Source organism: Micromonospora sp. LOL_025 (assembly GCF_048060285.1).
In the GTDB taxonomy this organism is placed as follows: Bacteria; Actinomycetota; Actinomycetes; order Mycobacteriales; family Micromonosporaceae; genus Micromonospora.
Window position 1 is genome coordinate 1 of record NZ_JBHMIR010000002.1, and the last position, 26,618, is coordinate 26,618.

At 74.3% G+C, this 26,618-nt stretch carries 21 protein-coding genes; 10 read left to right on the plus strand and 11 right to left on the minus strand.

Annotated features, from left to right (window positions below; all coding sequences use genetic code 11):
• Positions 1-85: 85 nt before the first annotated feature.
• Complete coding sequence (locus tag ACFHW0_RS02770; protein ID WP_416605261.1) at positions 86-1,222, minus strand: 8-amino-7-oxononanoate synthase; 1,137 nt, start codon at positions 1,220-1,222, stop codon at positions 86-88.
• Between the two features lie 156 nt (positions 1,223-1,378).
• On the opposite strand from ACFHW0_RS02770, the gene bioB reads away from it, so the two are divergent.
• From bioB to ACFHW0_RS02785, 3 genes are read left to right on the plus strand one after another with little or no spacing between them, the layout of a single operon-like run.
• Positions 1,379-2,374: a biotin synthase BioB gene (gene bioB, locus ACFHW0_RS02775; protein WP_132233178.1), complete on the plus strand. Its 996-nt coding sequence runs from the start codon at positions 1,379-1,381 to the stop codon at positions 2,372-2,374.
• A complete protein-coding gene (locus tag ACFHW0_RS02780; protein ID WP_416605263.1) occupies positions 2,371-2,604 on the plus strand; it encodes a hypothetical protein in 234 nt (77 codons plus the stop codon). Before bioB ends, ACFHW0_RS02780 begins: the two co-directional genes overlap by 4 nt.
• A gap of 4 nt (positions 2,605-2,608) precedes the next feature.
• Positions 2,609-3,115, plus strand: coding sequence for a GNAT family N-acetyltransferase (locus ACFHW0_RS02785; RefSeq protein WP_416605265.1), 507 nt, complete (start codon positions 2,609-2,611; stop codon positions 3,113-3,115).
• Positions 3,116-3,196: 81 nt separating this feature from the next.
• Here ACFHW0_RS02785 and ACFHW0_RS02790 read toward each other — a convergent pair whose 3' ends face one another.
• Together ACFHW0_RS02790 and ACFHW0_RS02795 are read right to left on the minus strand one after the other, a co-directional pair.
• Positions 3,197-3,721 carry a DUF488 family protein gene (locus ACFHW0_RS02790; protein WP_416605267.1) on the minus strand — a complete coding sequence of 175 codons (525 nt, stop codon included), beginning with the start codon at positions 3,719-3,721 and terminating at the stop codon, positions 3,197-3,199.
• Positions 3,722-3,893: 172 nt separating this feature from the next.
• On the minus strand, positions 3,894-6,830 hold the full coding sequence (locus ACFHW0_RS02795) for a glycoside hydrolase family 9 protein (RefSeq protein ID WP_416605269.1): 2,937 nt from the start codon (positions 6,828-6,830) through the stop codon (positions 3,894-3,896).
• A 444-nt stretch (positions 6,831-7,274) separates the two neighbouring features.
• Between ACFHW0_RS02795 and ACFHW0_RS02800 the strand changes: the two genes are divergently transcribed.
• A complete protein-coding gene (locus ACFHW0_RS02800) occupies positions 7,275-8,840 on the plus strand; it encodes an aldehyde dehydrogenase family protein (protein ID WP_416605271.1) in 1,566 nt (521 codons plus the stop codon).
• A gap of 34 nt (positions 8,841-8,874) precedes the next feature.
• On the opposite strand, the gene ACFHW0_RS02805 is transcribed toward ACFHW0_RS02800, so the two are convergent.
• Positions 8,875-9,936 carry a GNAT family N-acetyltransferase gene (locus ACFHW0_RS02805; RefSeq protein WP_416605273.1) on the minus strand — a complete coding sequence of 354 codons (1,062 nt, stop codon included), beginning with the start codon at positions 9,934-9,936 and terminating at the stop codon, positions 8,875-8,877.
• A gap of 123 nt (positions 9,937-10,059) precedes the next feature.
• Positions 10,060-10,764, minus strand: coding sequence for an amino acid-binding protein (locus ACFHW0_RS02810; RefSeq protein ID WP_416605275.1), 705 nt, complete (start codon positions 10,762-10,764; stop codon positions 10,060-10,062).
• Between the two features lie 151 nt (positions 10,765-10,915).
• Here ACFHW0_RS02810 and ACFHW0_RS02815 point away from each other — a divergent pair, with 151 nt between their 5' ends.
• Both ACFHW0_RS02815 and ACFHW0_RS02820 read left to right on the plus strand, forming a co-directional pair.
• Entirely contained in the window at positions 10,916-12,004 is a 1,089-nt protein-coding gene (locus ACFHW0_RS02815; RefSeq protein ID WP_416605721.1) for a phosphotransferase family protein, read from the plus strand.
• Positions 12,004-13,218 (plus strand): acyl-CoA dehydrogenase family protein, encoded by a 1,215-nt coding sequence (locus tag ACFHW0_RS02820; RefSeq protein ID WP_416605276.1) that lies wholly within the window; start codon positions 12,004-12,006, stop codon positions 13,216-13,218. Before ACFHW0_RS02815 ends, ACFHW0_RS02820 begins: the two co-directional genes overlap by 1 nt.
• Before the next feature lie 151 nt (positions 13,219-13,369).
• Here ACFHW0_RS02820 and ACFHW0_RS02825 read toward each other — a convergent pair whose 3' ends face one another.
• The 6 genes from ACFHW0_RS02825 to ACFHW0_RS02850 form a co-directional block, all read right to left on the minus strand.
• On the minus strand, positions 13,370-14,416 hold the full coding sequence (locus ACFHW0_RS02825) for a LacI family DNA-binding transcriptional regulator (RefSeq protein ID WP_121395887.1): 1,047 nt from the start codon (positions 14,414-14,416) through the stop codon (positions 13,370-13,372).
• An 85-nt stretch (positions 14,417-14,501) separates the two neighbouring features.
• Positions 14,502-15,935, minus strand: a complete 1,434-nt coding sequence (locus ACFHW0_RS02830; RefSeq protein WP_416605277.1) for a GH1 family beta-glucosidase — start codon at positions 15,933-15,935, stop codon at positions 14,502-14,504.
• Positions 15,932-16,774 carry a carbohydrate ABC transporter permease gene (locus tag ACFHW0_RS02835; RefSeq protein WP_121395889.1) on the minus strand — a complete coding sequence of 281 codons (843 nt, stop codon included), beginning with the start codon at positions 16,772-16,774 and terminating at the stop codon, positions 15,932-15,934. Before ACFHW0_RS02835 ends, ACFHW0_RS02830 begins: the two co-directional genes overlap by 4 nt.
• Positions 16,775-16,785: 11 nt before the next feature.
• Complete coding sequence (locus tag ACFHW0_RS02840; protein WP_121395890.1) at positions 16,786-17,757, minus strand: carbohydrate ABC transporter permease; 972 nt, start codon at positions 17,755-17,757, stop codon at positions 16,786-16,788.
• Positions 17,758-17,913: 156 nt separating this feature from the next.
• A complete protein-coding gene (locus tag ACFHW0_RS02845) occupies positions 17,914-19,206 on the minus strand; it encodes an ABC transporter substrate-binding protein (RefSeq protein ID WP_416605280.1) in 1,293 nt (430 codons plus the stop codon).
• A gap of 353 nt (positions 19,207-19,559) precedes the next feature.
• Positions 19,560-20,105: a plasmid pRiA4b ORF-3 family protein gene (locus ACFHW0_RS02850; RefSeq protein ID WP_416605281.1), complete on the minus strand. Its 546-nt coding sequence runs from the start codon at positions 20,103-20,105 to the stop codon at positions 19,560-19,562.
• Between the two features lie 150 nt (positions 20,106-20,255).
• On the opposite strand from ACFHW0_RS02850, the gene ACFHW0_RS02855 reads away from it, so the two are divergent.
• The 4 genes from ACFHW0_RS02855 (at position 20,256) to ACFHW0_RS02870 (ending at position 26,591) form a co-directional block, all read left to right on the plus strand.
• Positions 20,256-21,002, plus strand: a complete 747-nt coding sequence (locus ACFHW0_RS02855) for a pyrimidine reductase family protein (protein WP_416605283.1) — start codon at positions 20,256-20,258, stop codon at positions 21,000-21,002.
• 144 nt (positions 21,003-21,146) lie between these two features.
• Positions 21,147-22,901 (plus strand): ATP-binding protein, encoded by a 1,755-nt coding sequence (locus ACFHW0_RS02860; protein ID WP_366638699.1) that lies wholly within the window; start codon positions 21,147-21,149, stop codon positions 22,899-22,901.
• 67 nt (positions 22,902-22,968) lie between these two features.
• Positions 22,969-24,117: an exonuclease SbcCD subunit D gene (locus ACFHW0_RS02865; protein ID WP_416605285.1), complete on the plus strand. Its 1,149-nt coding sequence runs from the start codon at positions 22,969-22,971 to the stop codon at positions 24,115-24,117.
• A complete protein-coding gene (locus ACFHW0_RS02870; RefSeq protein WP_416605286.1) occupies positions 24,117-26,591 on the plus strand; it encodes an AAA family ATPase in 2,475 nt (824 codons plus the stop codon). The genes ACFHW0_RS02865 and ACFHW0_RS02870 overlap by 1 nt, the downstream gene beginning before the upstream one ends.
• Positions 26,592-26,618 lie beyond the last annotated feature (27 nt).

Sequence of the window (26,618 nt, forward strand, 5' to 3'; positions counted from 1 at the left end):
CGCAGACCCGGCTCACTCCTCGCGCTCACGGGCGCCACCTCAGCTCGCGACTGCGGGGCCCGCAGACCCGGCTCACTCCTCGCGCTCACGGGGCACACTCCACGATGGTCTCCAGGGCCCGCTCGAAGTCCGCCCGGGAGGTGCCGGCGCCGATGGTCAGCCGCAGCCGGGACCGGCCGTCCGGCGTGGACGGGGGCCGGAAGCAGCCGACGGCGACTCCCCGGTCGCGGCAGTCCGCCGCCCAGGCGCTCGCCGCCTCGGGCCCGGGAGCGGTGACCGAGACGACCGCGCCGTCGGGGGCGGAGACCGCCAGCCCGGCGGCGCCCAGCCGGCGTACGACCAGGGCGGCCCGCTCGGTGAGTTCCGCGCGCAGGTCGTCGCCGGCGCGGGCCAGCCCGACGGCGGCGTGCACGCCGGCGGCCACGGCCGGGGGCAGCGCGGTGTCGAAGATGAAGGTCCGGCCGGTCTCGATCACGTGCCGGACGAACTCCGCCGGCCCGGCGACCACCCCGCCCGCGCCGCCCAGGGCCTTGGAGAGGGTGGCGGTGACGACCACGTCGGGCTGGCCGGCGAGGCCGGCGGCGGCCACACCCCCGGCGCCGGCCGGGCCGGTCACCCCGAGGGCGTGCGCGTCGTCGACCAGCAGCAGCGCGCCGTGTTCCCGGGCCACGGCGTGCAGCCGGGCCAGCGGGGCGAGGTCGCCGTCGACGGAGAAGACCGACTCGGTGACGACCACCGCCGGCCGGCCGGGCGCGGCTGCGAGCGCGGCGGCGACCGCCGCGACGTCGGCGTGCGGGGTCACCACGGTCTCCGCGCCGGAGATCCGGCAGCCGTCGATCAGGGACGCGTGGTTGTGGGCGTCGGAGACGAGCAGCGTACGGGGCCGCACCAGCGCCCGGACCGCCCCGAGGTTGGCCAGGTAGCCGGAGGAGAAGACGAGTGCCCGTTCGGTGCCGATCCAGTCGGCGAGGGCGTCCTCGAGCGCGTGGTGGGCGTCGGTGGAACCGCGCACCAGCCGCGACCCGGTGGCCCCCAACCCGTACGCCGACAGCGCCCGCGCCGCCGCGGCGGTGACCTCGGGGTGGGTGGCCAGGCCGAGGTAGTCGTTGCCGGCCAGGTCGACCACGGCGTCGCCGGCGGCCCGCGGTCGCAGCCGGCGGGTCAGCCCCGCCTTCGCGCGCAGTTCGGCGCGGCGGTCGAGCGCCGCCAGCCAGTCCGCCACCGTCACCCCCACGCCGCCCGCGCCGGCCGTCGTCGGCCGCTTCCGCCGGGCGAAATTACCACCCGCCGGCCAGCGCCCGGCGTGTCCACCCCGCCTCCCCGGGTGCCGACACGCGGGCCGTTCATCCCGGCCAGCTGGCCTTGTAGGGTACGAGCCATGCCAGAGATCCTCGACCAGGCCCGAACCCAGGTGCTGGAGAACGGCGTCGGTCTCGACGAGGCCGGCGTCCTCGCCGTGCTGAACCTGCCCGACGAGCAGTTGCCCGCCGCCCTCCAGCTCGCCCACGAGGTGCGGATGCGGTGGTGCGGGCCCGAGGTGGAGGTCGAGGGGATCGTCTCGCTGAAGACCGGCGGGTGCCCGGAGGACTGCCACTTCTGCTCGCAGTCCGGCCTGTTCACCTCGCCGGTCCGGTCGGTCTGGCTGGACATCCCCTCGCTGGTCGAGGCGGCGAAGCAGACCGCGGCGACCGGGGCGACGGAGTTCTGCATCGTGGCGGCCGTGCGCGGCCCGGACGCCCGGCTGATGAAGCAGATGCGCGAGGGCGTCGCCGCGATCAAGGCCGAGGTCGACATCCAGGTGGCCGCGTCGCTGGGCATGCTGAGCAAGGAACAGGTCGACGAGCTGGTCGACATGGGCGTGCACCGCTACAACCACAACCTGGAGACCTGCCGCTCCTACTTCCCCAACGTGGTCACCACGCACTCCTGGGAGGAGCGCTGGGAGACCCTGCGGATGGTCCGCGAGTCCGGCATGGAGGTCTGCTGCGGCGGCATCCTCGGCCTCGGCGAGACGGTGGAGCAGCGGGCCGAGTTCGCCGCGCAGCTCGCCGAGCTGGACCCGCACGAGGTCCCGCTGAACTTCCTCAACCCCCGCCCCGGCACCCCGCTGGGCGACCGGCCGGTCGTGGAGGGCAAGGACGCGCTGCGCGCCATCGCCGCCTTCCGGCTGGCCATGCCGCGCACCATCCTGCGGTACGCGGGCGGCCGGGAGATCACCCTCGGTGACCTGGGCACCCGCGACGGCCTGCTCGGCGGCATCAACGCGGTCATCGTCGGCAACTACCTGACCACCCTGGGCCGGCCGGCGACCGCCGACCTGGAACTGCTCGACGACCTGAAGATGCCCGTCAAGGCGCTCTCCGCGACGCTGTGAGCGCTCCGGTGACGACGAGTGACGCGGCGACGGCGGCCGGCGGGGTGTCGGCCGCCTGGTGCGACCGCTGCGGCGAGGCCGTGGCGGTCGGGTCGCACGACGGGTGCGCGGCGGCCCGGGTCCTGGAGCCGCCGCGCTTCTGCGCGTACTGCCGCCGCCGGATGAAGGTGCAGGTGCTGCCGGTCGGCTGGGCGGCGGTCTGCGTCGAGCACGGCGAGATCCGGGGCTGAGGGAATGCTGCGCGGCCGGGCGGTGACCCTGCGGCCGGCGGGGGCCGGGGACGTGCCGGCGCTCGCCGCGATCCGGGCCACCCCGGAGGTCCGGCGCTGGTGGCGCGGCGGCGACGACCTCGCCGCCGCCGTCCGGGCCGACCTCGACGACGAGGCCCTGTCGGTGTACGCGATCGAACACGACGGCCGGGTGGTCGGGGCGATCCAGTGGTACGCCGAGGACGACCCCGACTACCGGCACGCCAGCATGGACCTCTTCCTCGACCCGGCGGTGCGCGGCGCCGGGCTCGGCGGGGACGCGATCCGCACCCTGGTCCGGCACCTGATCGACGAGCACGGCCACCACCGCTTCACCATCGACCCGGCGGCGGCGAACACGGCGGCAGTGCGGGCGTACGCGAAGGTCGGCTTCCGCCCCGTCGGCGTGCTGCGCCGCTACGAGCGCGGCGAGGACGGGCGCTGGCACGACGGGCTGCTGATGGACCTGCTCGCCGACGAACTGGCCGACTGAGCCGACGACCGCACACCGGACGCCGGTGTCACCGGGGTCGGGTTCACCTTCACCAACGGTCGCGGCACCCCCGCCCGTCGGTCACCCGTCCCAGACGAGGTCGCCGTCGGGCAGCCGGCGGGCGCCCTCGGCGGGGCGGTGCGGGGTGAGCCGGCCGTCGGGCATCAGGTGGGACACCGGCACGCCGCGCCCCAACGCCGCGACGTCGGCGACCAGCCGCCGGTGGCAGCGCCACCAGACGCTCTCGCTGCACATCACCGCCGTGGTCCGGACCGCCGCGTCGGCCAGCACCGCCTCCAGCGCCGCGCGGAAGTCGGCGGTACGGGTGTATGCCGCGTACGCCCGGAAGGCGGCGACGGTCCACCAGCCGTCCGGCTCCTCGACGCCGGCCCGGGTGTGCCGCCGGCCGCCGAGGCGCTGCTCCCAGCGGTAGTGCACGCCGGCCGCCGGCAGCCAGCGGGCCAACTCCTCCCGGCGGACGTCGGGGTTGGTCCGGCTCGCCGGGAACCGCCGCACGTCCACGACGAGCGCGACCCCGGCACCCCTCAGCAGCTCGCCGAGCCGTTCCCGGTCCGCCGCCCCGTGCCCCACCGTCAGCAGTGTCACGAGGAGGATATGCCCCGATTCCCGGGCGGCTACCGCTCACGCGAGGCGGAGACGGCCCGGGATCTCCGCGCGGGGCGGCGAGACCTTGGACAGTTGCCGTTCCCGCGGAACGGCAACTGTCCAAGGTTCTCCGGTGGCGCGGACGGCGACGTCCGCGCCACCGGACTGTGCGTCAGGAGACCGTGCAGGGGGTGCCGTTGAGGGTGAATGCCGTGGGCTTCGGGTTCGAGCCGGTGTGGCTGCCGTTGAAGCCGAAGCTCGTCGACGCCCCCGGCGCGAGCCGGCCGTTGTAGGAGATGTTGGTGGCGGTGACCGCGGTGCCGGTCTGGGTCCAGGTCGCCGACCAGCCCTGGCCGACCTTCTGTCCGGCGCTGGGGAAGGCGAAGGCGAGCGTCCAGCCGTCGATGGCGGTCGTGCCGGTGTTGGTGAGGGTGACGTTCGCGGTGAAGCCGCTGTCCCAGGTGCTGGTCGTCCAGGTCACCGCGCAGCCGCCGGACGCGGGCGGGTCGGCGGTGGTGACGGCGACCGGCGCGGACGCCGCCGAGGCGTTGCCGGCCGCGTCCACGGCCACCACGTGGAACTGGTACGCGGTGGCCGCGGTCAGCCCGGTCACCGCCAGCGTGGTGGCGGTGGGCGTGCCGACCAGCGCGTCGGTCGCGCCGGCCTCGCGGTAGACGCGGTAGCCGGTGACGCCGACGTTGTCGGTCGACGCGGCCCAGCTCAGCGTGAGCCCGGTGGCGGTGACCGCCGAGGCGGTCGGCGTGCCGGGGCGGGTGGGCGCGACGGTGTCGGGGGCCGGCGCGACGGGCGTGGTCACCTCGGCCACGGGCGAGGCCGCGGAGCGGTTGCCGGCGCCGTCGCGCGCCCGCACCGTGAACCGGTACGTGCGCTCGGGCAGCAGCCCGGTCACGGCCAGGGAGTTGGTGGCGGCGTTGAGCAGGACGAGCGCGTCGCTGCCCACCTGCGCCTGGGTGACCTCGTAGCCGGCCAGCCCGCTGCCGCCCGCGTCGGTGGAGGCGGGCCAGGTCAGGGTCAGCCCGGTCGCGGTGACCGCCGAGGCGACGGGGGTGCCGGGCACGGTCGGCGCGGTGGTGTCCGGGGTGGCCGGCGCGGGCTCCTCGCCCCAGACGCGGGTGGCGCCGGAGTAGAGCGTGACCTTCCGGTTCGGCCCCGCCGCCGCCTGGTACGACGGGTCGTTGGTCGGGTCCCAGGTGCCGCCCTCGGGCACGCCGATCTTGAACTGCACCTCCATGCGGTGCTGCGACTGCCCGGCGGGCGCGATGGTGTGCCCGGTGCAGTTCACCTCGACGTACCAGATGTCGCCGGAGAACTGCTTGGCGCTGGACGGCGACGGGCAGCCCTGGGTGTAGCCGGGGGTGACGGTGACCGGGCCGGTGCCGTCGGGGCGGAAGTAGTAGCGGAACCTCCCGTCGGTCAGGGCGCGGGCCGGGAACGCGGACTTGTTGTAGACGATGGCCTTGAGGCCGGTGGCGCGCGGCTCGGCCTGCATGACCGTGGTCTCCACGGTCAGCTCGTCGATGTCGGGCGTCTCGGCGCGGGGGAAGCCGGCGAGCGGGGTGCCGCCGTACTCCTGGGTGAGCCGGGCCAGCGCGGAGCTGAAGCCGGCGTTGTAGTCGGTGGCCACCTCGTTCATCACGTAGTCCGACCGGTTGTCGGTGTACGCGTCGTTGGCCGCCGACGGGCCGCCGACCAGTGCGCCGTAGAGGGTGTGCCGCGTCTCGACGGGCACCGTCTGGCTGTCCCACCAGGAGCCGTGCGCGGTGCGGTGGTGCGGGTTCTTCGGGGAGTTGGCCCCGAAGCCGATGACGTAGCTGGAGGCACGCGGGTTGTCGCCGAGCGCGTAGTCGATCTGCCGGACGGCGAAGTCCTTGTAGCGGGCCTTGCGGGTGGCGTCGGTGGTCTTGTCGCTGTAGACGAGGGCGGCGAAGGCGGTGTTCGCGGCGTAGCGCAGCGCGCCCCACGAGTCGAGCACCGCCATCCCGCCGGGCGAGTACGGCACCCGCTGCCCGTTGACGCCGACGGTCCAGTAGTCGAGCCAGCGGTTGGCGTCGTCGACGTACTTCTGCTTGCCGGTCAGGTTGGCCAGCAGCACGTACGCCCCGAACTGCTTGTTGTCCCAGGCGATGGTCCACTTGTAGGAGCGGGTGGTGCTCTGGTTCTCGGTGCCGAGCTTGTCGTACTCGCTCTCGGCCTTCGCGAGGTAGGCGGCGTCGCCGGTGGCCCGGTGCAGCCAGATGGCGGACCAGACCAGCTCGTCCTGCCAGCCGCTCCAGGAGCGGTAGAAGCTGGTCGCGTCGGTGATGCACTCGTGGTAGCTCTTGCGCACCGTGTCGGCGAACGTGTGGAGCTGCTTCGCGTGCCCGAGCAGCCGGTCGGCGTAGGCGGCGTCGGTGGGCCGGAAGACCATCGACGACGCGGCCATCGCCGCCGCCGTCTCACCGGCCAGGTCCGCGCCGCCGCAGCTCGCGTCGATCTTGTACGCGGGCCGCGCCATCGGCATCACCTCGGCCGGGCCCCACCACTTGTGGTCGTCGTCGCCCTTGCCGACCTGGCCGTAGAGGACGTTGGGGGCCGGGTGCGCCCGGATGAAGTAGTCGTTGACGAAGCGCAGGTTGTTGAGCAGGTGGGGCAGCTGGCCGGAGGCGACGTAGCCGGCGCGGTACTCGACGGCGCCCCAGGCGAGCATGGTGGCGCTGAACGCCATCGGGAAGCCGAACTTGACGTGGTCGCCGGCGTCGTACCAGCCGCCGGTGAGGTCGAGCCCGACGTCGGCGCCGTCGGTGAGCGCGGAGTCGCCGCGCCAGGAGACCCGGTTCCAGTCCGGCAGCGGGCCGGACTGCTGCGCCTCGTAGAAGTAGAGCGACTTCTGCAACGCCTCGGCGTAGTTGAAGGCGCCGGCGGCGGCGGGCCCCGCGGCGGGGGCGGGCGCGGTCCACGTGGCGCCCCCGGCGACGGGCGCCGCGGCGGAGGCGGGCACCGGGGCGGTGACGGCGAGGGCGAGGCCGGCGGCGAGGGCGGTGCCGGCGGCCAGCAGGCGGGGCAGCCAGGGCTGCTCGCCCGGCCGGCGCGGACGTCTCGGGTGGCGCATGACGGTGCTCCTGTCGGTGGCGTCGCCGGCGGCACCGGGGACGGCGCGCGGGATCGTGATCGGGGCGTGCCGGCGAAGGTGGTGGGGGTGCGGCCACGGGCCCGGGAGCGCTCCCATGGATGTCCGACAATGTAATGCGGCGGTCGCCGGTTTGTGAAGACGCCCGCGGCGGGGCGCCCGCGCGGGGCCGCCGACAGGAAAGCCCTTACCTGTACACCGGACATTCGTCACACCATCGAAAAACATAAATTGCCTCGCGGCGTACGGGCAGGTCAGCGCCGGGGCAGGCGGGCGAAGAGGCGCGCTGCGGCGGGCGGGCACCGGGCCGGGCGTTCCGGCATACGAACGTACTGTTGCCGCACCGCTTTCCGGCGCGCGACAGTACGCCACATCAGCGGTGCCATCGACGCCGCCGCTCCCCCGGCCAATCCTGAGGAGATCGCGATGGCTCTACGACTCGCCGACGGCACCGCCTGGTCCGACACCCTCGCCCGCGCGGTGGCCGCCGCGCCCGAGGCGTTCGGCTCCCCGGTCGACGGTGTGACCACGCTGCACAACCTCGTACTCGGCGACTGGCACGCCGTGGGCTCGCCCAGCCCCGTCCGCACGCCGGTGGACAACACCGTGCTGGTCAACCTGGCCCGCCTCGACGCGGAGTCCGCCCGCGCCGCGGTCGCGCACGCCGCCGCCGCGCACCGGGTCTGGGCCGACACCCCGCTAGCCGACCGCAAGGCCCGGGTCACCGACGCCCTGGACGCGCTCACCGCCCACCGCGACCTGCTCGCCCTGCTGCTGGTCTGGGAGATCGGCAAGCCGTGGCGGCTGGCCTGCGCCGACGTGGACCGGGCGCTCGACGGCGTCCGGTGGTACGTCGACGAGATCGACCGGATGCTCGCCGACGGCCGGGAGCCGCTGCCGGGACCGGTCAGCAACATCGCGTCGTGGAACTACCCGATGAGCGTGCTCGTGCACGCCGAGCTGGTGCAGCTGCTCGCCGGCAACGCGGTCATCGCGAAGACCCCGTCGCAGGGCGGGGCGGTCTGCCTCACCGTCGCGCACGCGCTGATGCGCCGGGCCGGACTGCCCGCCACCCTGGTCTCCGGCGGCGGCGAGGAGCTGTCCGAGGTGCTGGTCCGGGCGCCGGAGATCGGCGCCGTCGCGTTCGTCGGCGGGCGCTCCAACGGCGGCAAGGTCGCCGCCGCGCTGCTCGACTCGGACAAGCGGCACTTCATCGAGCAGGAGGGCCTCAACGCGTGGGGCATCTGGGACTTCTCCCAGTGGGACCCGCTCGCCGGGCACCTGAAGAAGGGCTTCGAGTACGGCAAGCAGCGCTGCACCGCGTACCCGCGCTTCGTCGTCCAGCGGGACCTCGTCGACGAGTTCCTCGACATGTACCTGCCGGTGGTGCGCTCCGTCCGGTTCGGACACCCGCTCGCCGTCGGCGACGACTGGACCGCCGGTGACCCGCTGCCCGAGCTGGACTTCGGCCCGCTGATCAGCGCCGCCAAGGCCGACGAGCTGCGCCGCAAGGTCGACGAGGCGGTACGCGGCGGCGCCGTGCCGCTGCACCGGGGCAAGCTGCACGGCGCGCCGTTCCTCGACGGGCAGGACACCTCCGCGTACGTGGCCCCGTCGGTGCTGCTGGCCCCGCCGGGGCGGTCCCGGCTGATGCACGCCGAGCCGTTCGGCCCCGTCGACACCATCGTCGTCGTGGACACCACCGACGAGCTGCTGGCCGCGATGAACGCCTCGAACGGCGCGCTGGTCGCCTCCCTGGCCTGCGACGACGAGGAGCTGGCCGGCAAGCTCGCGGTCGACCTCCAGGCGTTCAAGGTGGGCATCAACAAGCCGCGCTCCCGGGGCGACCGCGACGAGCCGTTCGGCGGCCGGGGCGCGTCCTGGAAGGGCGCCTTCGTCGGCGGCGACCTGCTGGTGCAGGCGGTCACCCAGGGCGGCGACGGCCGGCTCTACGGCAACTTCCCCGACTACAGCAGCTACCCGACGACCTGAGGCGCGAGGAAGGGCCCTTCCTGCGCGAGAGACGTCAGCAGGGGCCCCTCCCGTTCACCACCGGCACGCCCACGGTGAGCGGGACGGTGAGGGTGACCAGCGCGCCGTCCCGCTCGGCCGGGGTGCGCCGGCCGAGCCGCCGCACGGTGCGCAGCATCGGGGCGTTCTCCGCGTGCACGTGCAGCACCAGGGCCGCGTAGCCGGCCTGCTCGGCGTGCCGGACCAGCCGGCGCAGCAGGGCCGAGCCGAGGCCCCGGCGCTGCCAGTCGTCGCGCACCAGCAGCGCCACCTCGGCCTCGTCGCCCTCGGCGAGCAGGTTGGCCATCGCCACCACCGGCTCCGTCGCCCCGGCGTCGCCGGCCGTGGCGAGCAGGGTCACGCCCCGGGCCGGCTCCAGCAGCCGGCGCAGCCGGGCCGGCGGGGGAACCGCCGCACCGCCCAGGTAGCGGCGGTGCCGGCTGCGCGCCGAGCAGCCCTCGTGCAGCTCGACCACGCCGGGCAGGTCGTCGACCGTCGCGGGCCGTACGGCCGCCTCCGCGCCGTCGGGCAGCACCAGGGTGACCTGCTCGGCGGCCCGGCGCGCGACGGCGGCCGACAGCTCGACCAGGGCCTGCGCCCGGGCGTACTCGGCCGGGGTGAAGCCCGGCACGGCGCGGCGCAGCGCGTACGACCCGCCGGCCGGGTCGTCCAGCAGCATGGTGGTGTCGGCGAGCCCGCCGCCGGGGCCGGCCGACGCCGGTCGCCAGGTCACCGCGTCCGCGCCGAGCAGGGCGCGCAGCGCCTCCCCGGTCGCGTCCGGGTCCCGCACCAGCCGGGTGGCCAGGCCGAGGGCCCGGGTCGGCTGGTCGGCGAGCCCGCGCGCCTCGCTGCGCGCCACCCAGCAGTCCCGCCCCCGCCCCCGGTGCACGGCGGCGACGAGGCCGGCCTCGTCGAGCGCGTCGGGCGCGTCGACCAGGAAGTCGTCGACGGCACCCCGCTCGGTGGTGTGCACCTGCACGGCGAGGATGTTGACCCCCCGCAGCGCCAGGCTCGCCGTCAGCACCGACAGGTAGCCCGGCCGGTCGTCCACGGTCGCCCGGATCCGCCACAGCGTCATGGTTCGCTCCCTTCCCCGGTACGAGACTCGCCGGTCGCTGTTGCGGGCCGGTTGCCCCGGGGTGACGGCTCCGGTCCGGCGGCGCGACCTGCGCCACAGCGACCGCCGCCCGGCCGGCCCGGCTCAGGGGTTCACGGCCACCGGCGGCGCCCCGACCAGGTCGAGCCGGTCGCCGAGGATCACCGCGGCGGCCCGGACGAGCTGCGCCAGCCGGTCCACCTCCGTGGCGTGGAACGCCGCCGCGGCCGGCGTCCCGGCGCACTCCCGGGCCACCACCAGCACCAGGCCGGCCCGGCCGAACGGCGCGACCGCGAAGTGCGCGCCGCCGGGCGTGCTGAGCGCCCGGGCCCGCAGCGGGGTCACCTCCGGCAGCGGCGGCGGTACGGGCGCGCGCCAGCTCGCGTACCCGACGGTCGCCTCCCCGGGGGCGCCGGTCCGGGCGGCCCAGTCCACCGGCACCGCCGCGGCGACCGCCCAGTCGGCGGCGAGCAGCCCGGGTACGGCGTCGACCAGGGTCGCCACGCCGTCGACCGGGTTGGCCGCGACCTGGGCCAGCAGCTCGGCGTCCTGCCCGGAGGTGGTGGGCGCGCCGATCGCCCGCCACACCCCGTCCACCCGGACGCCGGGGATCGCCGCCAGCCCGGCGAGCAGCCGCTCGACCCGCGCCGCGCCCGGCCAGACGACGGTGAAGTCGTCCACCGCCCGCCCGCCGAGCCGCTCCAGGACGACCACCTGGACGATGTCCGCGCCGGACACGCCCATGGTGCGCGCCACCTGACCGAGCGTGCCCGGACGGTCCGGCAGGGTGACCCGAACTCGCAGCAACATGTCTGAACCCTCCGCTCGGCGGGCCGGCACCGCTGGCCGGCAGGCTGGGCCCCAGCCTGGGCGGTGGCCGTTTCGCCCCTGTTGCCGCGGCATGTCCCGAGGGTCAAATCCCGACCTTGACAACATGGCGGAGCTGCCATCAACTATTCGGATGACCGAGCCGGCCGTCGACGCGCACGGGCCGGGCAGCGCGACTGCCCCCGCCGCCACCCCCCGCGGGCTGGATCTCGACCGCCTCGCCGGTTACCTGGCCCGGCACCGGCCCGAGTTGGCCGACGGCCCGCTGCGCGCCCAATTGATCGCCGGCGGCAAGTCCAACCTGACCTACGTGCTGGGTGTCGGCGAGCGGGAGGTGGTGCTGCGCCGCCCGCCGCTCGGGCACGTGCTGGCCACCGCGCACGACATGGCCCGGGAGTATCGGGTGATCTCCGCGCTGGCGCCGACCGACGTGCCGGTGCCCGCCGCGCTGCTGCTCTGCGAGGACGCGGAGGTGATCGGCGCGCCCTTCTACCTGATGGAGCGGGTGCGCGGCGAGGTGTTCCGCACCCGCGCCCAGACCGACCCGCTCACCGCCGACCAGCGGCGGGAGCTGGCGCTGGCGATGATGGACACCCTCGCCGCCCTGCACGCGGTCGAGCCCGCCTCGGTCGGGCTGGGCGACTTCGGCCGGCCGGAGGGCTACCTCGCGCGGCAGGTCCGCCGCTGGGCCGGCCAGCTCGACCGGTCCCGCAGCCGGCCGCTGCCCGGCATCGATGAGCTGCGGGACCTGCTCGCCGGCACCGTGCCGGAGGGCGCCAACGCCGGCCGGATCGTGCACGGCGACTACCGGCTGGACAACCTGCTCGCCACCGTCGACCCGGTGGCCGTGCGGGCCGTGCTCGACTGGGAGATGGCCACCCTCGGCGACCCGCTGGCCGACCTCGGGCTGCTGCTGACCTACTGGGACGTGCTCGGCGGCAGCGAGTCGGCCGCCGGCAACCCGGTCGCCGACGGGCTCGGCCCGCGCGCCGGGTTCCCCACCGGCACGGAGCTGATCGCCCGGTACGCCGGACGCGGCGACGTCGACGTCGGGCCGCTGCACTGGCACGTCGCGCTCGGCTGCTTCAAGCTCGCGGTGATCTGCGAGGGCATCCACTACCGGCACACTCTCGGGCAGACGCTCGGCGAGGGCTTCGACCGGATCGGCGACATGGCGGCACCGCTGGTCGAACACGGGCTGACCGCCGCCAGGGAGCGTTGATGGACTTCGCCTACGACACCCGCACCGAGCAGCTGCGGGCCGAGCTGACCGCGTTCCTGGACGAGCACGTGTACCCGGCCGAGCCGGTGCACGCCGCGCAGGTGGCCGCCGCCGGTGACCCCTGGGCCCGGCCTCCGGTGATGGCCGAGCTGAAGGCCGAGGCGCGCAAGCGCGGCCTGTGGAACCTCTTCCTGCCCGACCCGCGCCACGGCGCCGGCCTGACCAACCTCCAGTACGCCCCACTGGCCGAGCTGACCGGGCGCAGCCCGCACCTGGCCCCGGAGGCGCTCAACTGCGCCGCGCCCGACACGGGCAACATGGAGCTGCTGGCCGAGTTCGGCTCGCCGGAGCAGCAGGAGCGCTGGCTGCGGCCGCTGCTGGAGGGCGAGATCCGCTCCGCGTTCTGCATGACCGAGCCGGAGGTGGCGTCCTCGGACGCGACAAACATCGCGACCCGGATCACCCGCGACGGCGACCACTACGTGGTCAACGGGCGCAAGTGGTGGTCGTCGGGGGCGATGGACCCGCGCTGCGAGATCTTCATCGTGATGGGCAAGACCGACCCGGAGGCCGACCGGCACCGCCAGCAGAGCATGATCCTGGTGCCCCGGGACACCCCCGGCGTCGCCGTGCGGCGGGGCATGACGGTGTTCGGCTACAGCGACGCCTCGCACGGCGGCCACGCCGAGATCGACTTCACCGACGTCCGCGTACCGGCGGAGAACCTGGTCGGGGCGGAGGGCACCGGCTTCGCGATCGCCCAGGCCCGGCTCGGCCCCGGCCGGATCCACCACTGCATGCGGCTGATCGGCATGGCGGAGCGGGCCCTGGAGCTGCTCTGCCGGCGGGCGCTCGACCGGGTCGCGTTCGGTCGGCCGCTCGCCGAGCAGGGCGTGGTGCGCGAGTGGATCGCCGAGTCCCGGGTGCGCATCGAGCAGGCCCGGCTGCTGGTGCTCAAGACCGCCTGGCTGATGGACACGGTCGGCAACAAGGGCGCGCACTCCGAGATCCAGGCCATCAAGATCGCCACTCCCGCCATGGCCGAGTGGGTCATCGACAAGGCCATCCAGGCGTACGGCGGAGCCGGCGTCAGTCAGGACACCCCGCTCGCCGCCCTCTGGGCCCAGTCACGGACGCTACGTCTGGCGGACGGTCCCGACGAGGTCCACCGGTCCTCGCTGGCCAAGCGCGAACTGCGCCGCTGGTCTGACTGACCACGGCACCGGCCGGACCGCCCCGCCACACGCCCGCCCGGACGGGCGGCGGGCGGCGGGCGGCGGGCGGCGGGCGGCGGGCGGCGGGCGGCGGGCGGCGGGCGGCGGGGCATGCTGCGGTGTCGCCGACTCACCTCGACAGGCACACCGGTCAGGCGGAGGCGCGTTCGATCAACTGGGTGTCGAGCAGGATGTGGGGCGACGGAAGCTCGTCGCCGCGGATGCGGCTGACCAGCAGGCGGGCCATCTGCCGGCCCATCTCCTCCACCGGCTGGAAGACCGTGGTCAGCGGCGGCTCGGACTGCCGGGCGATCGGGGCGTCGTCGAAGCCGACCACCGCGACGTCCTCCGGCACCCGCCGGCCCGCCTCGCGCAGCGCGCGCAGCGCCCCGAACGCCATCAGGTCGGAGGCGACGAAGACGGCGTCGAGGTCGGGGCAGTCCTCCAGCAGCCGACGCATCCCGGCGGCCCCGCTGCCCTCGCTGAAATCGCCGTACGCGATCAGGGCGGGGTCGACCCCGCCCCCGGCGGCCCGGACCGCCTCCTTGTAGCCGGTCAGCCGGCCCAGGCCGGCGCCCATGTCCTGGGGGCCGGCGATGGTGGCGATGCGCCGCCGCCCCCGGCCGGCCAGGTGTTCCACCGCCCGCCGGGCGCCGCCGACGTTGTCCACGTCGACGTAGTACGCAGGCTGCGCGCCGGGTTGCAGCATCCGGGCCGGGCGGCCGCCGAGCACGGTGGGCAGGCCGCGCTCCTCCAGCAGGGTGGGCAGCGGGTCGGAGTCGTGCAGCGACAGCAGCAGGACCCCGTCGACGTGCTGGTTGGTCAGGTGGTGCTCGACCCGCTCCCGCTCGATCGGCGACTGCACCATGGCCAGCCAGAGCTGCAACGGGGTCTCCAGCAGCCCCGAGCTGACGCCCCGAACGATGCCGGCGAAGAACGGCTCGGTGAAGACCCGGTCGCCGGATTCCGAGACCACCAGGGCGATCGAGTCGGTGCGCTGGGTCACCAGGGCGCGGGCGGCCCGGTTCGGTACGTACCCCAGCTCGGCGATGGCCTGCTGCACCGCGGCGCGCGCCTCGGGGCTCACCTGGGGTGAACCGTTGACCACCCGGGAGACCGTCCCGCGACCGACGCCGGCGCGGGCGGCGACGGCGTCGAGGGTCGGGCGCCCGAGCGACCGGGTGCGCTGCGTTGTCATTGTCTGCTCCTCCGACGGCGGACCGGCCCCGGCACCACCCCGTGTGGGGTGGCGCCGGGGCCGCCCGTTGATGGCTGGCCCTGGCCTATTGTGCGGCCAGACCGTTGCGTCGGATCACCTCGGCGTACCACCTGGCGCTGGACTTGGGAATGCGGACCTGGCTGTCGTAGTCGACGTGGACCATCCCGAACCGCTTGGTGTAGCCCCAGGCCCACTCGAAATTATCCATCAGTGACCAGGCGAAGTATCCGCGCAGGGGCACCCCGGCCTCGATCGCCTCGTGCGCGGCGCGCAGGTGGGCGTCGAAGTACGCCAGCCGGTCGACGTCGTCGACCTGCCCGTCGACCACCTCGTCGACGAAGGCCGAGCCGTTCTCGGTGACGTAGAGCGGCAGGTCGGTGTACTCCTCGTGCACCCGGCGCAGCGTCTCCACCAGACCGGGGGCGTCGATCTCCCAGTTCATGTCGGTGACCGGGACGCCCCGGGTGACGAACCGGACGTCCTCGCTGCCCGGCCAGCACGACGGCGCCCGCCAGTACGGCTCCGGCTCGGCGCCGGGGACCGGCGCGGCGACCACGTGGCGGCTGTAGTAGTTGACGCCGACCACGTCCAGCGGGGTGGAGATGGTCGCCAGGTCGCCGTCGCGCACGTGCCCGAAATCGGTGACCTTGGCGAGGTCGGCCATCAGGTCCGCCGGGTAGGACCCACGCAGCAGCGGGTCCAGGAAGAAGCGGTTGGCCAGCCCGTCGATGCGCCGCGCGGCGTCGACGTCGGCGGGCGCGACGCTGGCCGGGGTGACCGGGTAGAGGTTGACCGTCACCCCGACCTCGGCGGTCGGCCGGGCCGCGCGCAGCGCCTGCACCGCGAGGCCGTGGCCGAGCATCAGGTGGTGTCCGGCCCGTACGGCGTCGGCGCCGTCCGAGCGGCCCGGCGCGTGCGCCCCGGAGCCGTAGCCGAGGAACGCCGAGCACCACGGCTCGTTGAGCGTGGTCCAGTAGCGCACCCGGTCGCCGAGCGCGTCGGCGACCAGCGTGGCGTAGTCGGCGAACCGCGCGGCGGTGTCCCGGGCCGGCCAGCCGCCGGCGTCCTCCAGCGGCTGCGGCAGGTCCCAGTGGTAGAGGGTGAGCCACGGCTCGATCCCGTGCGCCAGCAGCTCGTCGACGAGCCGCCGGTAGAAGTCGAGCCCCCCGGCGTTGGCGGGGCCGGTGCCGCCCGGCTGTACGCGGGGCCAGGAGACCGAGAACCGGTACGACTTCAGCCCCAGCTCGGCCATCAGCGCGACGTCGGAGCCCATGCGGTGGTAGTGGTCGCAGGCCACGTCACCGGTGTGCCCCTCGACCACCCGGCCGGGGGTGTGGCTGAAGGTGTCCCAGATCGACGGGGTCCGGCCGCCCTCGGCCGCCGCGCCCTCGATCTGGTACGCGGCGGTGGCCGCGCCCCAGAGGAAGCCGGGCGGGAAGGTCAGCGGCGGACGGTCGTCGACGACACCGACGGCGGGCGGGCTGGCGGGGTTGCTCACGACTTGACGGCACCTTCCATGATGCCGCCCACGATCTGGCGGCCGAACACGATGAACACGATCACCAACGGTAGAGTGCCGACCGCCGTGGCGGCGAACACCTGCGAATAGTCGGTGTAGTAGGCGTACGACAGGAAGGCCAGCGAGACCTGGAGCGTCGGGTTCTCGGAGGTCAGCACCGCGTACGGCCACAGGAATGAGTTCCAGGTCTCCATGAAGGTCAGCAGGCCGAGCACGGCGGCGGCCGGCCGCAGCGCGGGCAGCACGATGTTCCAGTAGATGCGGAACGTGCTCGCCCCGTCCACCCGGCCCGCCTCGATCAGCTCGTCGGAGATGGCCTGGGTGGCGTACTGCCGCATCATGAACACGCCGAACGCGCTGACCAGGAACGGCACGGTCACCGCGTAGAGGGTGTCGAACCAGTTGAGGTCCTGGATCATGCCCCAGAGCGGGATGAGGCCGAGCTGCGTCGGGATCATCATGGTGACGATGATCGTCAGCAGCAGGGCGTTGCGGCCCCGGAAGCGCAGCTTGGCGAAGGCGAAGCCGGCCAGCGAACCGGTGATCACCACGGAGACCGTCACGATGCCGGAGACGATCACCGAGTTGAGCAGGCCGGTGAGGAAGTTCGCCGCGTCGTTGTCGAGCACGCGGCCGAAGTTGTCGCCGAACGACCCGGCCGGCGTGACCGGCGGCGGGACGTCGTTGATCGAGTCCAGGCTGCGGGTGGCGATGACCACCATGTAGTAGAACGGGTAGATCGAGAATAGCGTCGCCAGGACGAGCGCGACGTAGGTCAGCGGGCTGGTGCGCCACAGGCGCCGGGATGCCGAGTTCATCTGGGCGTTCCTCACTTCACCGTGCGGCGGACGAGCAGGAAGTTGATCCCCGAGACGAGGGCGATCATCAGGAACATCGCCCAGGCGACCGCGGCGCCGTAGCCGGCGGTGTTGAGGTTCTCGATGCCCAGCTCGTACATGTACATGGCCAGGGTCTGGAACTCGCGCTGGTCGCCGCCGATGATGTTGCCGTTGGCGAAGACGAGCGGCTCGGTGAAGAGCTGGAGCCCGCCGATCGTGGAGAGGATGACCACGAAGACGAAGGTCGGCGTGAGCATCGGCAGGGTGATCCGCCAGAACTGCTTCCACTGGCTGGCGCCGTCGAGCGCCGCCGCCTCGTACAGGTCGCGCGGGATGGCCTGCATGCCCGCGAGCAGGATCAGGGTGTTGTAGCCGGTCCACCGCCAGTTGACCATGGAGGCGATGGCGGTCCAGGAGCTCCAGCGTTCGGCGTCCCAGTCGACCGCGTCGATGCCGACGAAGCTCAGCAGCCAGTTGATCACGCCGAAGTCGCGCTGGAAGAGCATGCCGAAGACGATCGCCACGGCGGCCACCGAGACCACGTTCGGCATGAAGATCGCCATCCGGAACAGCGTGCGCGCGCGCAGGAAGGTGCGGTTGAGCAGGTTCGCCAGGAACAGGGCGAGCAGCAGCTGCGGGATGGTCGACAGCAGGAAGATGCCGAAGGTGTTGAGCGTGGCGTTCCAGAAGTACTCGTCCTTGACCAGGGCGACGTAGTTGTCGAACCCGATGAAGCTGTGGTCGCCGATCAGGTTCCAGTCGTGCAGGGACATCCAGGCGGTCCGCAGCATCGGGTAGAGCCCGAAGATGCCGAAGATCACGAAGAACGGCGCGATGTAGAGGTACGGCGAGTACTTGAGGTCCAGCCGGGTCAGCGAGTGCGACCGGGACCGGCGCCGCGCGGGCGGGCGGGGTGGCGGTGCGGCGGGCGACGGCGGCGCCGTCGTGGCCGAGAGGCTCATGCGGGGTCCTTTCCCGGCGTCGGCACGGGCGCGCGCCGACGCCCAGGCGCTCTTACGCGAAAACGGGACGGCGCCGATGGCGTCCGGGGCGGAACGGGGACGGCGCCGGTGGCGTCCGGGTGTGTGGACCCGGACGCCACCTGGCGACGAGGTGGGTCAGAAGGCGCCCTGCGTCTTGGCGTCCTTCGCGAACTGCTCCCAGGCCTTGTCCTTGGTGGCCTGTCCCTGTTCGTACGAGCGCAGCGCCGGCTCGAACGCGTTCTCCTTCACCGCCTGGTGCTTCGGGCCGAGGTGCAGCGGCTGGATCTTGGCGACGCTCTCACCGAAGATCTTGCCGGTCGGCGCGTTGTTGAAGTACTCGTTGGTGTAGGCGAGGAACTCCGGGTTCTTCAGCGCCTCCAGGTTGGTCGGCAGCGGGCCCTTGAGCTTGAACGCGGCCACCTGGCTCTGCGCGTTGGTCAGGTACTCGGCGAGCTTCGCCGCCTCCTTGGGGTACTTGCTCTGGGTCGGCACGCCGAGCCAGGAGCCACCCCAGTTGCCGGCGCCGCCGGGCACCGGGGCGACGTCCCACTTGCCCTTGTTCTCGGGGCCGGAGTTGTCCGCGACGATGCCGAGCATCCAGGACGGGCAGAAGGTCGCCGCGAAGGTGCCCTGCTTGAAGCCGGCCGACCACTCCGGCGACCAGGTGGCCGTCTCGGCGGTGATGTTGGCGTCGGCCATCGCGACCGCGGTGTCCCAGGAGGTCTTCACCGCCGCGCTCTTGTCGGCGACGATGTTGTCGTCCTTGTCGTAGAACAGCTCGCCGCCCTGCTGGAACATGACCGCGCTGGCGGCGGTGGTGACCGAGTCGAGCAGGCCCTTGCCGGTGGCGGCGCGGTACTTCTTGCCGGTCTCGATGAAGGCGTTCCAGTCCGGCCAGAGGGCGGCGACCTGGTCCCGCTCGACCGGCAGCTTGGCGGCCTGGAAGAGGTCCCGGCGGTAGCAGACGGCGAGGCTGCCGACGTCGGTCGGCAGGCCGATCAGCCGGCCGTCGGGCGCCTTGCCCAGCTCCCACTTCCAGGGCAGGTATTCCTTGCTGTGGTCGGCGACCAGCGGGGCGAGGTCGGCCCAGTTGGCCGGGTTGGCCTTGAACTCGTTGAGGATGCCCTCCTCCAGGGCGACCACGTCGGCCGCGCCCTTGCCGGTGGCGAGCGCCCGCACGATCTTCGGCCGGTACTCGTTGAGCTGGGCGGTCTTGCGCAGCTCGACCTTGATGCCGGTGTCCTTCTCGTACTGCTTGATGATCTCGTCGTAACCGAACTCGCCGAACGTGTCGACGACCAGCTTGGCGGGCTTCTCGCCGGCCGCGGGCGCGTCGTCGTCCTTGCCGCAGGCCGCGAGACCGCCGATGGCGGTTATCGCGGCCAAGGCGGCAGCCGCCATGCGGGTGCGCCGCGTGGTGAGGCTCATCGGAGACCCCTCTTTCGGTGGTGAGGCTGACTGGGTGTGGTGGGGGGTGCCGTGCGCGCCGTCGACACCGGTCGGGGCCGGCGGTCGACGTCCGGAGCGGGGCGCGGGTGAGTCGTGCCACGTTCGCGGGAGCGCTCCCATGAGATTGCCGGCGGGTGTCGGGGGTGTCAATAGGCCCTTGGGAGCGTTCCCAGATCGTTACCGCGAGTGCGCGGGGCCGACCCGCCGAGCGATGCCACCTGGGGAGACGTTCCATTGAAGCGGTTCAGCACGCCCGATCAGGGGCGACGGACACGCTGAGCAGTCCGTCGGCCACGCCACGTGCGGCCGGAGAGCGCCTCAGCCGAAACGGTTCAGCAGAAGCGGCGCAGCAGGGTGCCGGCCCGGCCGGCGTCGAAGGCGGCCGGGTCGAACCGGTCGCCCACCCGGTCCCGCGCCTGGGGGTGCTCCGGGTGGCCCGGGTCCGCCAGCGCGGCCAGCAGCGCCTGGTAGCCGGCCGGGCCGCCGACGTCCTCCGGCGGGCACGCCCGCTCGCCGTCCAGGCAGGACGGGTACCGCTCGTCCGGGTCGGCCGTGAAGGCGTCCTCCACCACCAGGCCGTGCTCCCACCAGTCGCCGAAGTCGTACGTGTAGTGCAGGCGGCTGCCCTTGCCGACCACCGCGTCGAGCCGGACGTCCAACTCGTCGTGCAGGGCCAGCTCGCCGTCGGGATCGGGCTCGCCGTACTGGCGACCCTCGATCTCGAACGAGTGCAGGTGGCAGTCCCGCCAGCCCATGGCGTGCTGCACCACCCGGTGCAGCCGGTCGAGGGTGTAGCCGCCCGGGACGAGCACCCTGCGCCAGACGGGCGGTCGGACCCCGGCCAGGGAAATCTTCAGCTGGAAGATCTGACGCGGCATGCTGTCCCATCCTTCCTCGGCATAGGCTGCGGGCATGATCTGCCGAGCGTGCCGGGCCAGGCGGCACGACGACTGTCCGGGGCGGAACTGGTGCGACTGCCAGCACCGTACCCCCCGACCCACCCCTCCGGTCACCGGTCCGGCCGGCGAATGAGCGTCGGAATCCCGATCACGGCGCTGTGGCCGCAGCCGTCGGCCCGGCCGCTGGACGACGCCGCGCTCACCGCGCTCTACGGCCGGTCCGACCGCCCCCACCTGCGGGTGAACTTCGTGACCAGCGTGGACGGCGGCGTCTCCGTCGACGGCTACTCCGCCGGGCTCTCCGGCGAGCCGGACAAGCGCGTCTTCGGGCTGCTGCGCATGCTCTGCGACGCCCTGGTCGTGGCCGCCGGGACGCTGCGGCACGAGGGCTACCGGGCGGTACGCCTCAACGAGCGGCGCCGGGCGTGGCGCCGCGAGCACGGCCTGCCCGAGTACCCGACGCTGGTCGTCGTCTCCGGCTCGCTCGATCTCGACCCGGCGCAGGCCGCCTTCGCCGACGCGCCGGTGCGGCCCGTGGTGCTCACCCGGGCCGACGCCGTGGCCCCGCCCGGCCTGACCGGGGTCGCCGACGTGGTGCGCTGCGGCGACGACCGGGTCGACCTCGCGGCGGGCCTGGCCGAGCTGCGCCGCCGGGGCCTCGGGCAGGTGCTCTGCGAGGGCGGCCCGCACCTGTTCGGCGCGCTCACCGCCGCCGATCTCGTGGACGAGGTCTGCCTCACCGTCGCCCCGCTGCTCGCCGGGGCGGGCCCGGGGCGGATCACCGCCGGCGACGCCAGCGACGTGCGCCACCTGCCGCTGCGACACGTGCTCGCCGCCGCCGACGGGGTGCTCATGCTCCGCTACGCCCGCGACTGACCGTGGTCGGCCGGGCACCCTGCGGCTGAGGGCCGTCGGCGGCGGCGTGGCGTCCGCCGCGTCGCGTGGCAACGTGTCGTACTCCTCGGGCAGGATGCAGGGCGTGTGCCCCGACCGCGACGACCAGCCGACCGGAGTTGCCCGATGACTGACGACGGGTTCGACGGCCCGGGCGAGGTGGTCGGCCGGGTGCTGGGCACCGCCGACGCCACCCCCCTGCAGTTCTGGACCGCGGTCTCCCCCGGCAGCTACCTCCAGCTCGACGACGTCGTGGTGACCCGGCGGGAGCTGCCCGACCGCGAGCCGGTGACGATCGCCGGAGTGGTCACCCAGGTCCGCGCCCGGCACGAGGGCGCCCAGTTCGACTCCGACGTCTTCGCCATCGCCGACGGCACGCTGCCCGCCCAGGTGCAGGAGGCCGCCGAGATCACCACCACCCGCGTCGACCCGGAGCTCTACGTGCCGCCGTCGCCGGGTGCGGTGGTGCACCGCGCCGAGGGCGACGCCCGGGCCCGGGCGCTGCACTTCGACCGGATGGAGCGGCGCATCCCGATGGGCATGGGCCGCGACGGGGTGCCGGTCTACCTCAACGCCGACTTCCTCGACGGCAGCCGGGGCGCACATGTGTCGATCTCCGGCATCTCCGGGGTCGCCACGAAGACGAGCTTCGCCACCTTCCTGCTCTACTCGGTCTTCCGCTCCGGGGTGCTCGGCGGCGACGCGGTCAACGCCAAGGCGCTCATCTTCAACGTCAAGGGCGAGGACCTGCTCTTCCTCGACCATCCCAACACGCGGCTGGACGACCCGACCCGCGCCGCGTACGCGAAGCTCGGCCTGGTCGCCGGCGCGTTCCCGGACGTGCGGGTCTACGCCCCGCCCCGGGTGGGCGACTCCTCCGGCACGCCCGACGTGAGCAGCCGCCTCACCGGGGTGGACAGCTTCTACTGGACGCTGAGCGAGTTCTGCGCCGACCGCCTGCTGCCCTACGTGTTCGCCGACGCCGACGACGAGCGCCAGCAATACACGATGGTGGTGCACTCGGTCACCGCCCACCTGGCCCGGCACGCCCAGCCCGCCGACGGCGGCATCAGCATCGACGGCGTGCGGCTCGGCTCGTACGCCGACCTGGTCGACCACGTCGTCGACCAGCTCAACGACGACGAGACCCGCTCCGACTGGGCCGGCAGCGCCGTCGGGCTGGGCACGGTCAACGCGTTCGCCCGCCGGCTGATCGGCAGCAAGAAGGACCTGTCCCGGCTTATCCGGGGCGACCTGGCCACCCGCCGCCCGCACTCGATCAACACCGCCGAGAGCGCCCAGGTCACCGTCGTCGACCTGCACAACCTCCCCGACCGCGCGCAGCGGTTCGTGGTCGGCGTGACGCTGAAGAGCGAGTTCGAGCGCAAGGAGAAGTCCGGCACCGCCAAGCCGCTGCTCTTCGTGGTGCTCGACGAGCTCAACAAGTACGCCCCCCGCGAGGGCTCCTCCCCCATCAAGGAGGTGCTGCTCGACATCGCCGAGCGGGGTCGCTCCCTCGGGGTGATCCTGGTCGGTGCCCAGCAGACGGCGAGCGAGGTGGAGCGGCGGATCGTCACCAACTCGGCGATCCGGGTCGTGGGCCGGCTCGACCCGGCCGAGGCGTCCCGCCCGGAGTACGGCTTCCTGCCGCCCGCCCAGCGGCAGCGCGCCCTGCTGGCCAAGCCGGGCACGATGTTCGTCAACCAGCCCGACATCCCGGTGCCGCTCTGCCTGGAGTTCCCGTTCCCCGCCTGGGCCACCCGGGTCTCCGAGGCCGGCCGCGCCCCGTCCGAGACGCTCCGGTCGATCACCCAGTCCGTCGACCCGTTCGCGGTCGTCGGCTCCGGCGGCGGCACCAGCGACGACGACATCCCGTTCTAGGGGAGACACCGGTGAGCGCGAGGAGTGAGCTTGCGAGCCCCGCAGTCGCGAACGAAAGGCTGGCACCGTGAAGATCCTGCACACCTCGGACTGGCACGTCGGCAAGGTCCTCAAGGGGCAGTCGCGGGCCGAGGAGCACAAGCGGGTCCTGGCCGGCGTGATCGACGTCGCCCGCGCCGAGGCGCCCGACCTGGTCATCGTCGCCGGTGACCTCTACGACACCGCCGCCCCGACGCCCGAGGCCACCCGGCTGGTCACCCGGGCCCTGACCGCGCTGCGCCGCACCGGCGCCGACGTGGTGGCCATCGGCGGCAACCACGACAACGGCCAGGCCCTCGACGCGCTGCGGCCCTGGGCCGAGGCCGCCGGGATCACCCTGCGTGGCGGGGTCCGGGACAACCCGGACGAGCACGTCATCGACGGCACCACCGCCGGCGGCGAGCGCTGGCGGCTGGCCGCGCTGCCGTTCCTCTCCCAGCGCTACGCCATCCGCGCCGTGGAGATGTACGAGCTGACCGCCGCCGAGACCACCCAGACGTACGCCGACCACCTGGGCCGGGTGCTGGGCCGGCTGACCGAGAGCTTCACCGAGCCGGACCGGGTGCACCTGGTCACCGCCCACCTGACCGTGGTGGGCGCGACCACCGGCGGCGGGGAACGCGACGCGCACACCGTGCTGGGCTACGCGGTGCCGGCGACCGTGTTCCCGGGGACGGCGCACTACGTGGCGCTGGGCCACCTGCACCGCTCGCAGCGGGTGCAGGGTCCCTGCCCGATCCGCTACAGCGGCAGCCCGCTGGCGGTCGACTTCGGCGAGCAGGAGAACGTGCCGTCGGTGACCGTCGTCGAGGTCACCGCCACCACGGCGGCGCAGGTGCGGGAGGTGCCGGTGACCGCCGCCACCACGCTGCGCACGGTCCGGGGCACCCTGGCCCAGCTCGCCGAGATGCAGGTGCCGGACGCCTGGCTGCGGGTGTTCGTCCGGGAGCAGCCGCGCGCCGGGCTGCGCGAGGAGGTGCAGGAGCTGCTCCCCTCGGCCCTGGAGATCCGGATCGATCCCGAGCTGGTGCCCGCCCCGGGCAGCGGCGCGCGGGTGGCGCAGCGGGCGGGCCGCTCGCCCCGGCAGCTCTTCGCCGACTACCTGGACAGCCGGGGGCACACCGACGACGGGGTGCGGGAGCTCTTCGACGAGCTCTTCGAGGAGGTCGACCACTGATGCGGCCGATGCGGCTGGACATGGCGGGTTTCACCGTCTTCCGCGACGAGACCACGGTCGACTTCACCGACGCCGACTTCTTCGCGCTGGTGGGACCGACCGGCTCCGGCAAGTCGACGGTGCTGGACGCCATCTGCTTCGCCCTCTACGGCACGGTGCCCCGCTGGGGTGGGGCCCGGGGCCTGTCCAACGCCCTGGCCCCGTCGGCCACCGAGGCGCGGGTCCGGCTGGTCTTCGAGTCCGCCGGTTCCCGCTACGTGGCGACCCGGGTGGTCCGCCGCGACGGCCGGGGCAACGTCAAGACGGCCAACGCCGGGTTGCAGCTGATGCCGGCCGGCTTCGACGTGACCAAGCTCGACACCGGGTTGAGCCCGGACGACCTCGGCGAGGCGGTGGCCGGCACCCCCGCCGAGATGGAGCAGGCCGTGCTGGAGGCGGTCGGGCTGCCGTACGAGCAGTTCACCAGCTGCGTGGTGTTGCCGCAGGGGCAGTTCGCTGACTTCCTGCACGCCAAGCCGGCCACCCGGCAGCAGATCCTGGTCAACCTGCTCGGCCTCGGCGTCTACGAGGACGTGCAGAAGCGGGCGACCGCGCGGGCCGCGCAGGCCGAGGCGAAGCTGGAGGCGGTCGACCAGGCGCTCGCCGGGCTCACCGACGTCGACGACGCCGCGCTGGAGGCGGCGACCGGGCGGGTCGACCGGATGCGGGAGCTGGCCGGGGCGGTGGCGAGCGCCGTACCGGAGCTGGAGGCGGCCCGGGCGACGGCGCGGGAGGCGGGCGCGGCCCTGGCGGCCCTGGACGCCGACCTGGCGGTGCTGGCCGCCGTGCGCGCGCCGGACGGGGTGGCGGAGGTGGCCCGGGCGGTGGCCTCGGCGCGGGCCGGCGCGGACGAGGCGGCGACGGCGGTGTCGCTGGCCGAGGAGCGGGAGGAGAAGCTGCGCGGCGAGCTGGCCGCCGCCGGCGACGAGAGCGCGCTGCGGCTGCTGCTGCGGGCGTACACGGACCGGGAGAAGCTGGCCGGCGAGGCGGCGGCGGTGCGCGCGGCGGTGACCGGGGCGCAGGCCGAGCACGGCACGGCGGTGGCGGCGCTGGCCGAGGCGCGGGCGGCGGCTGAGCGGGCCGAGGCGGGGCTGGAGGCGGCCTTCCGCGCCCACGAGGAGGCGAAGGCGACCGACCAGGCGGTGGCGTTGCGCGCGCACCTGCGCGACGGGGCCACCTGCCCGGTCTGCGAGCAGACCGTCGCGGCGGTGCCGGCGGTGCCGGCCGACTCGGCGGTGGCCGCCGCGACGGCGGCGGGACGGGCGGCGCGGGCCGCCAGCAAGGCCGCCCAGTCGGTGGTGCAGGAGCGCGACGGCGCGGCCCGGGAGCTGGAGCGGGTGCTGCTGCGCGCGCGGGCCCGGCAGGACCAGGTGCAGGCCCGCCTGGCCGAGCTGGACGACCAGCTGGCCGGGGCGGCCGAGCCGGCGGTGCTGCGCCGCGAGCTGGACGACCACGCGCGGCTGCGCCGGGCGCTGGAGGAGTCGGCGGCGGCGGTGCGGGCCGGCCGGGACGCCGCCCGGCGGGCCCGGGCGGCGGTGGACGCCGCCGAGGAGCGGCTGCGGGCGACCTGGCGGGCGTTCGACGCGGCCCGCGACGGGCTGGCCCGGTTCGGGCCGCCGACGGCGGACCGGGAGGACCTGGGCGCCGCGTGGGCCGCCCTGACCGGGTGGGCCGGCGAGGAGGCGGCGCGCCGCCGCGCGGAGCGGGCCGGGCGGGCCGCGGCGGTGACGCAGGCCGAGGCGGTGGCCGCCGGCGTCGGCGAGCGCATCGCGGGCGTCCTCGCCGCCGCCGGGCTGCCACCCGCCGACGATCCGCTACGCGCCACCGACCGTGCCCTGGAGCGGGCCGAGGCCGACCTGCGCGAGCTGGAGCGGCGCCGGGAGCAGGCGGGTGACCTGCGCGAGCAGCGGGCCGGCTACGAGCGCGAGGCGCAGGTGGCGCGGGCCCTCGCGGGGCACCTGCGGGCCAACAACTTCGAGCGGTGGCTACTCGCCGAGGCGTTGGACCTGCTGGTCGACGGCGCCTCGGGCATCCTGCGGGAACTCTCCGGCGGGCAGTACGACCTGGTGCACGACAAGGGCGAGTTCTTCGTGGTCGACCACCACGACGCGGGGCTGCGCCGGGGCGTGCGCACCCTCTCCGGCGGCGAGACGTTCCAGGCGTCGCTGGCGCTGGCGCTGGCGCTGTCGGAGCAGCTCGCCGGGATGTCCACGACGGCGGCGAGCCTGGAGTCGATCGTGCTGGACGAGGGCTTCGGCACACTCGACGCGGCCACCCTCGACACGGTGGCCGCCACGCTGGAGAACCTGGCCGCGCGGGGCGACCGGATGGTGGGGGTGGTCACCCACGTGCCGGCGCTGGCCGAACGCATCCCGGTCCGCTTCGAGGTCAGCAAGGACGCCCGGTCGGCGCGCGTGGAACGGACCGGCCGGTGAGCGGGGCCCCGGCGTCCGCGACGGGAG

Coding starts and splice junctions, on each gene's coding strand:
- bioB (WP_132233178.1), top strand. CDS start 1,379: ATGCCAGAGATCCTCGACCAGGCCCGAACCCAGGTGCTGGAGAACGGC.
- ACFHW0_RS02785 (WP_416605265.1), top strand. CDS start 2,609: ATGCTGCGCGGCCGGGCGGTGACCCTGCGGCCGGCGGGGGCCGGGGAC.
- ACFHW0_RS02795 (WP_416605269.1), bottom strand. CDS start 6,830: ATGCGCCACCCGAGACGTCCGCGCCGGCCGGGCGAGCAGCCCTGGCTG.
- ACFHW0_RS02800 (WP_416605271.1), top strand. CDS start 7,275: ATGGCTCTACGACTCGCCGACGGCACCGCCTGGTCCGACACCCTCGCC.
- ACFHW0_RS02805 (WP_416605273.1), bottom strand. CDS start 9,936: ATGACGCTGTGGCGGATCCGGGCGACCGTGGACGACCGGCCGGGCTAC.
- ACFHW0_RS02810 (WP_416605275.1), bottom strand. CDS start 10,764: ATGTTGCTGCGAGTTCGGGTCACCCTGCCGGACCGTCCGGGCACGCTC.
- ACFHW0_RS02815 (WP_416605721.1), top strand. CDS start 10,916: ATGACCGAGCCGGCCGTCGACGCGCACGGGCCGGGCAGCGCGACTGCC.
- ACFHW0_RS02820 (WP_416605276.1), top strand. CDS start 12,004: ATGGACTTCGCCTACGACACCCGCACCGAGCAGCTGCGGGCCGAGCTG.
- ACFHW0_RS02825 (WP_121395887.1), bottom strand. CDS start 14,416: ATGACAACGCAGCGCACCCGGTCGCTCGGGCGCCCGACCCTCGACGCC.
- ACFHW0_RS02835 (WP_121395889.1), bottom strand. CDS start 16,774: ATGAACTCGGCATCCCGGCGCCTGTGGCGCACCAGCCCGCTGACCTAC.
- ACFHW0_RS02840 (WP_121395890.1), bottom strand. CDS start 17,757: ATGAGCCTCTCGGCCACGACGGCGCCGCCGTCGCCCGCCGCACCGCCA.
- ACFHW0_RS02845 (WP_416605280.1), bottom strand. CDS start 19,206: ATGAGCCTCACCACGCGGCGCACCCGCATGGCGGCTGCCGCCTTGGCC.
- ACFHW0_RS02850 (WP_416605281.1), bottom strand. CDS start 20,105: ATGCCGCGTCAGATCTTCCAGCTGAAGATTTCCCTGGCCGGGGTCCGA.
- ACFHW0_RS02855 (WP_416605283.1), top strand. CDS start 20,256: ATGAGCGTCGGAATCCCGATCACGGCGCTGTGGCCGCAGCCGTCGGCC.
- ACFHW0_RS02860 (WP_366638699.1), top strand. CDS start 21,147: ATGACTGACGACGGGTTCGACGGCCCGGGCGAGGTGGTCGGCCGGGTG.
- ACFHW0_RS02870 (WP_416605286.1), top strand. CDS start 24,117: ATGCGGCCGATGCGGCTGGACATGGCGGGTTTCACCGTCTTCCGCGAC.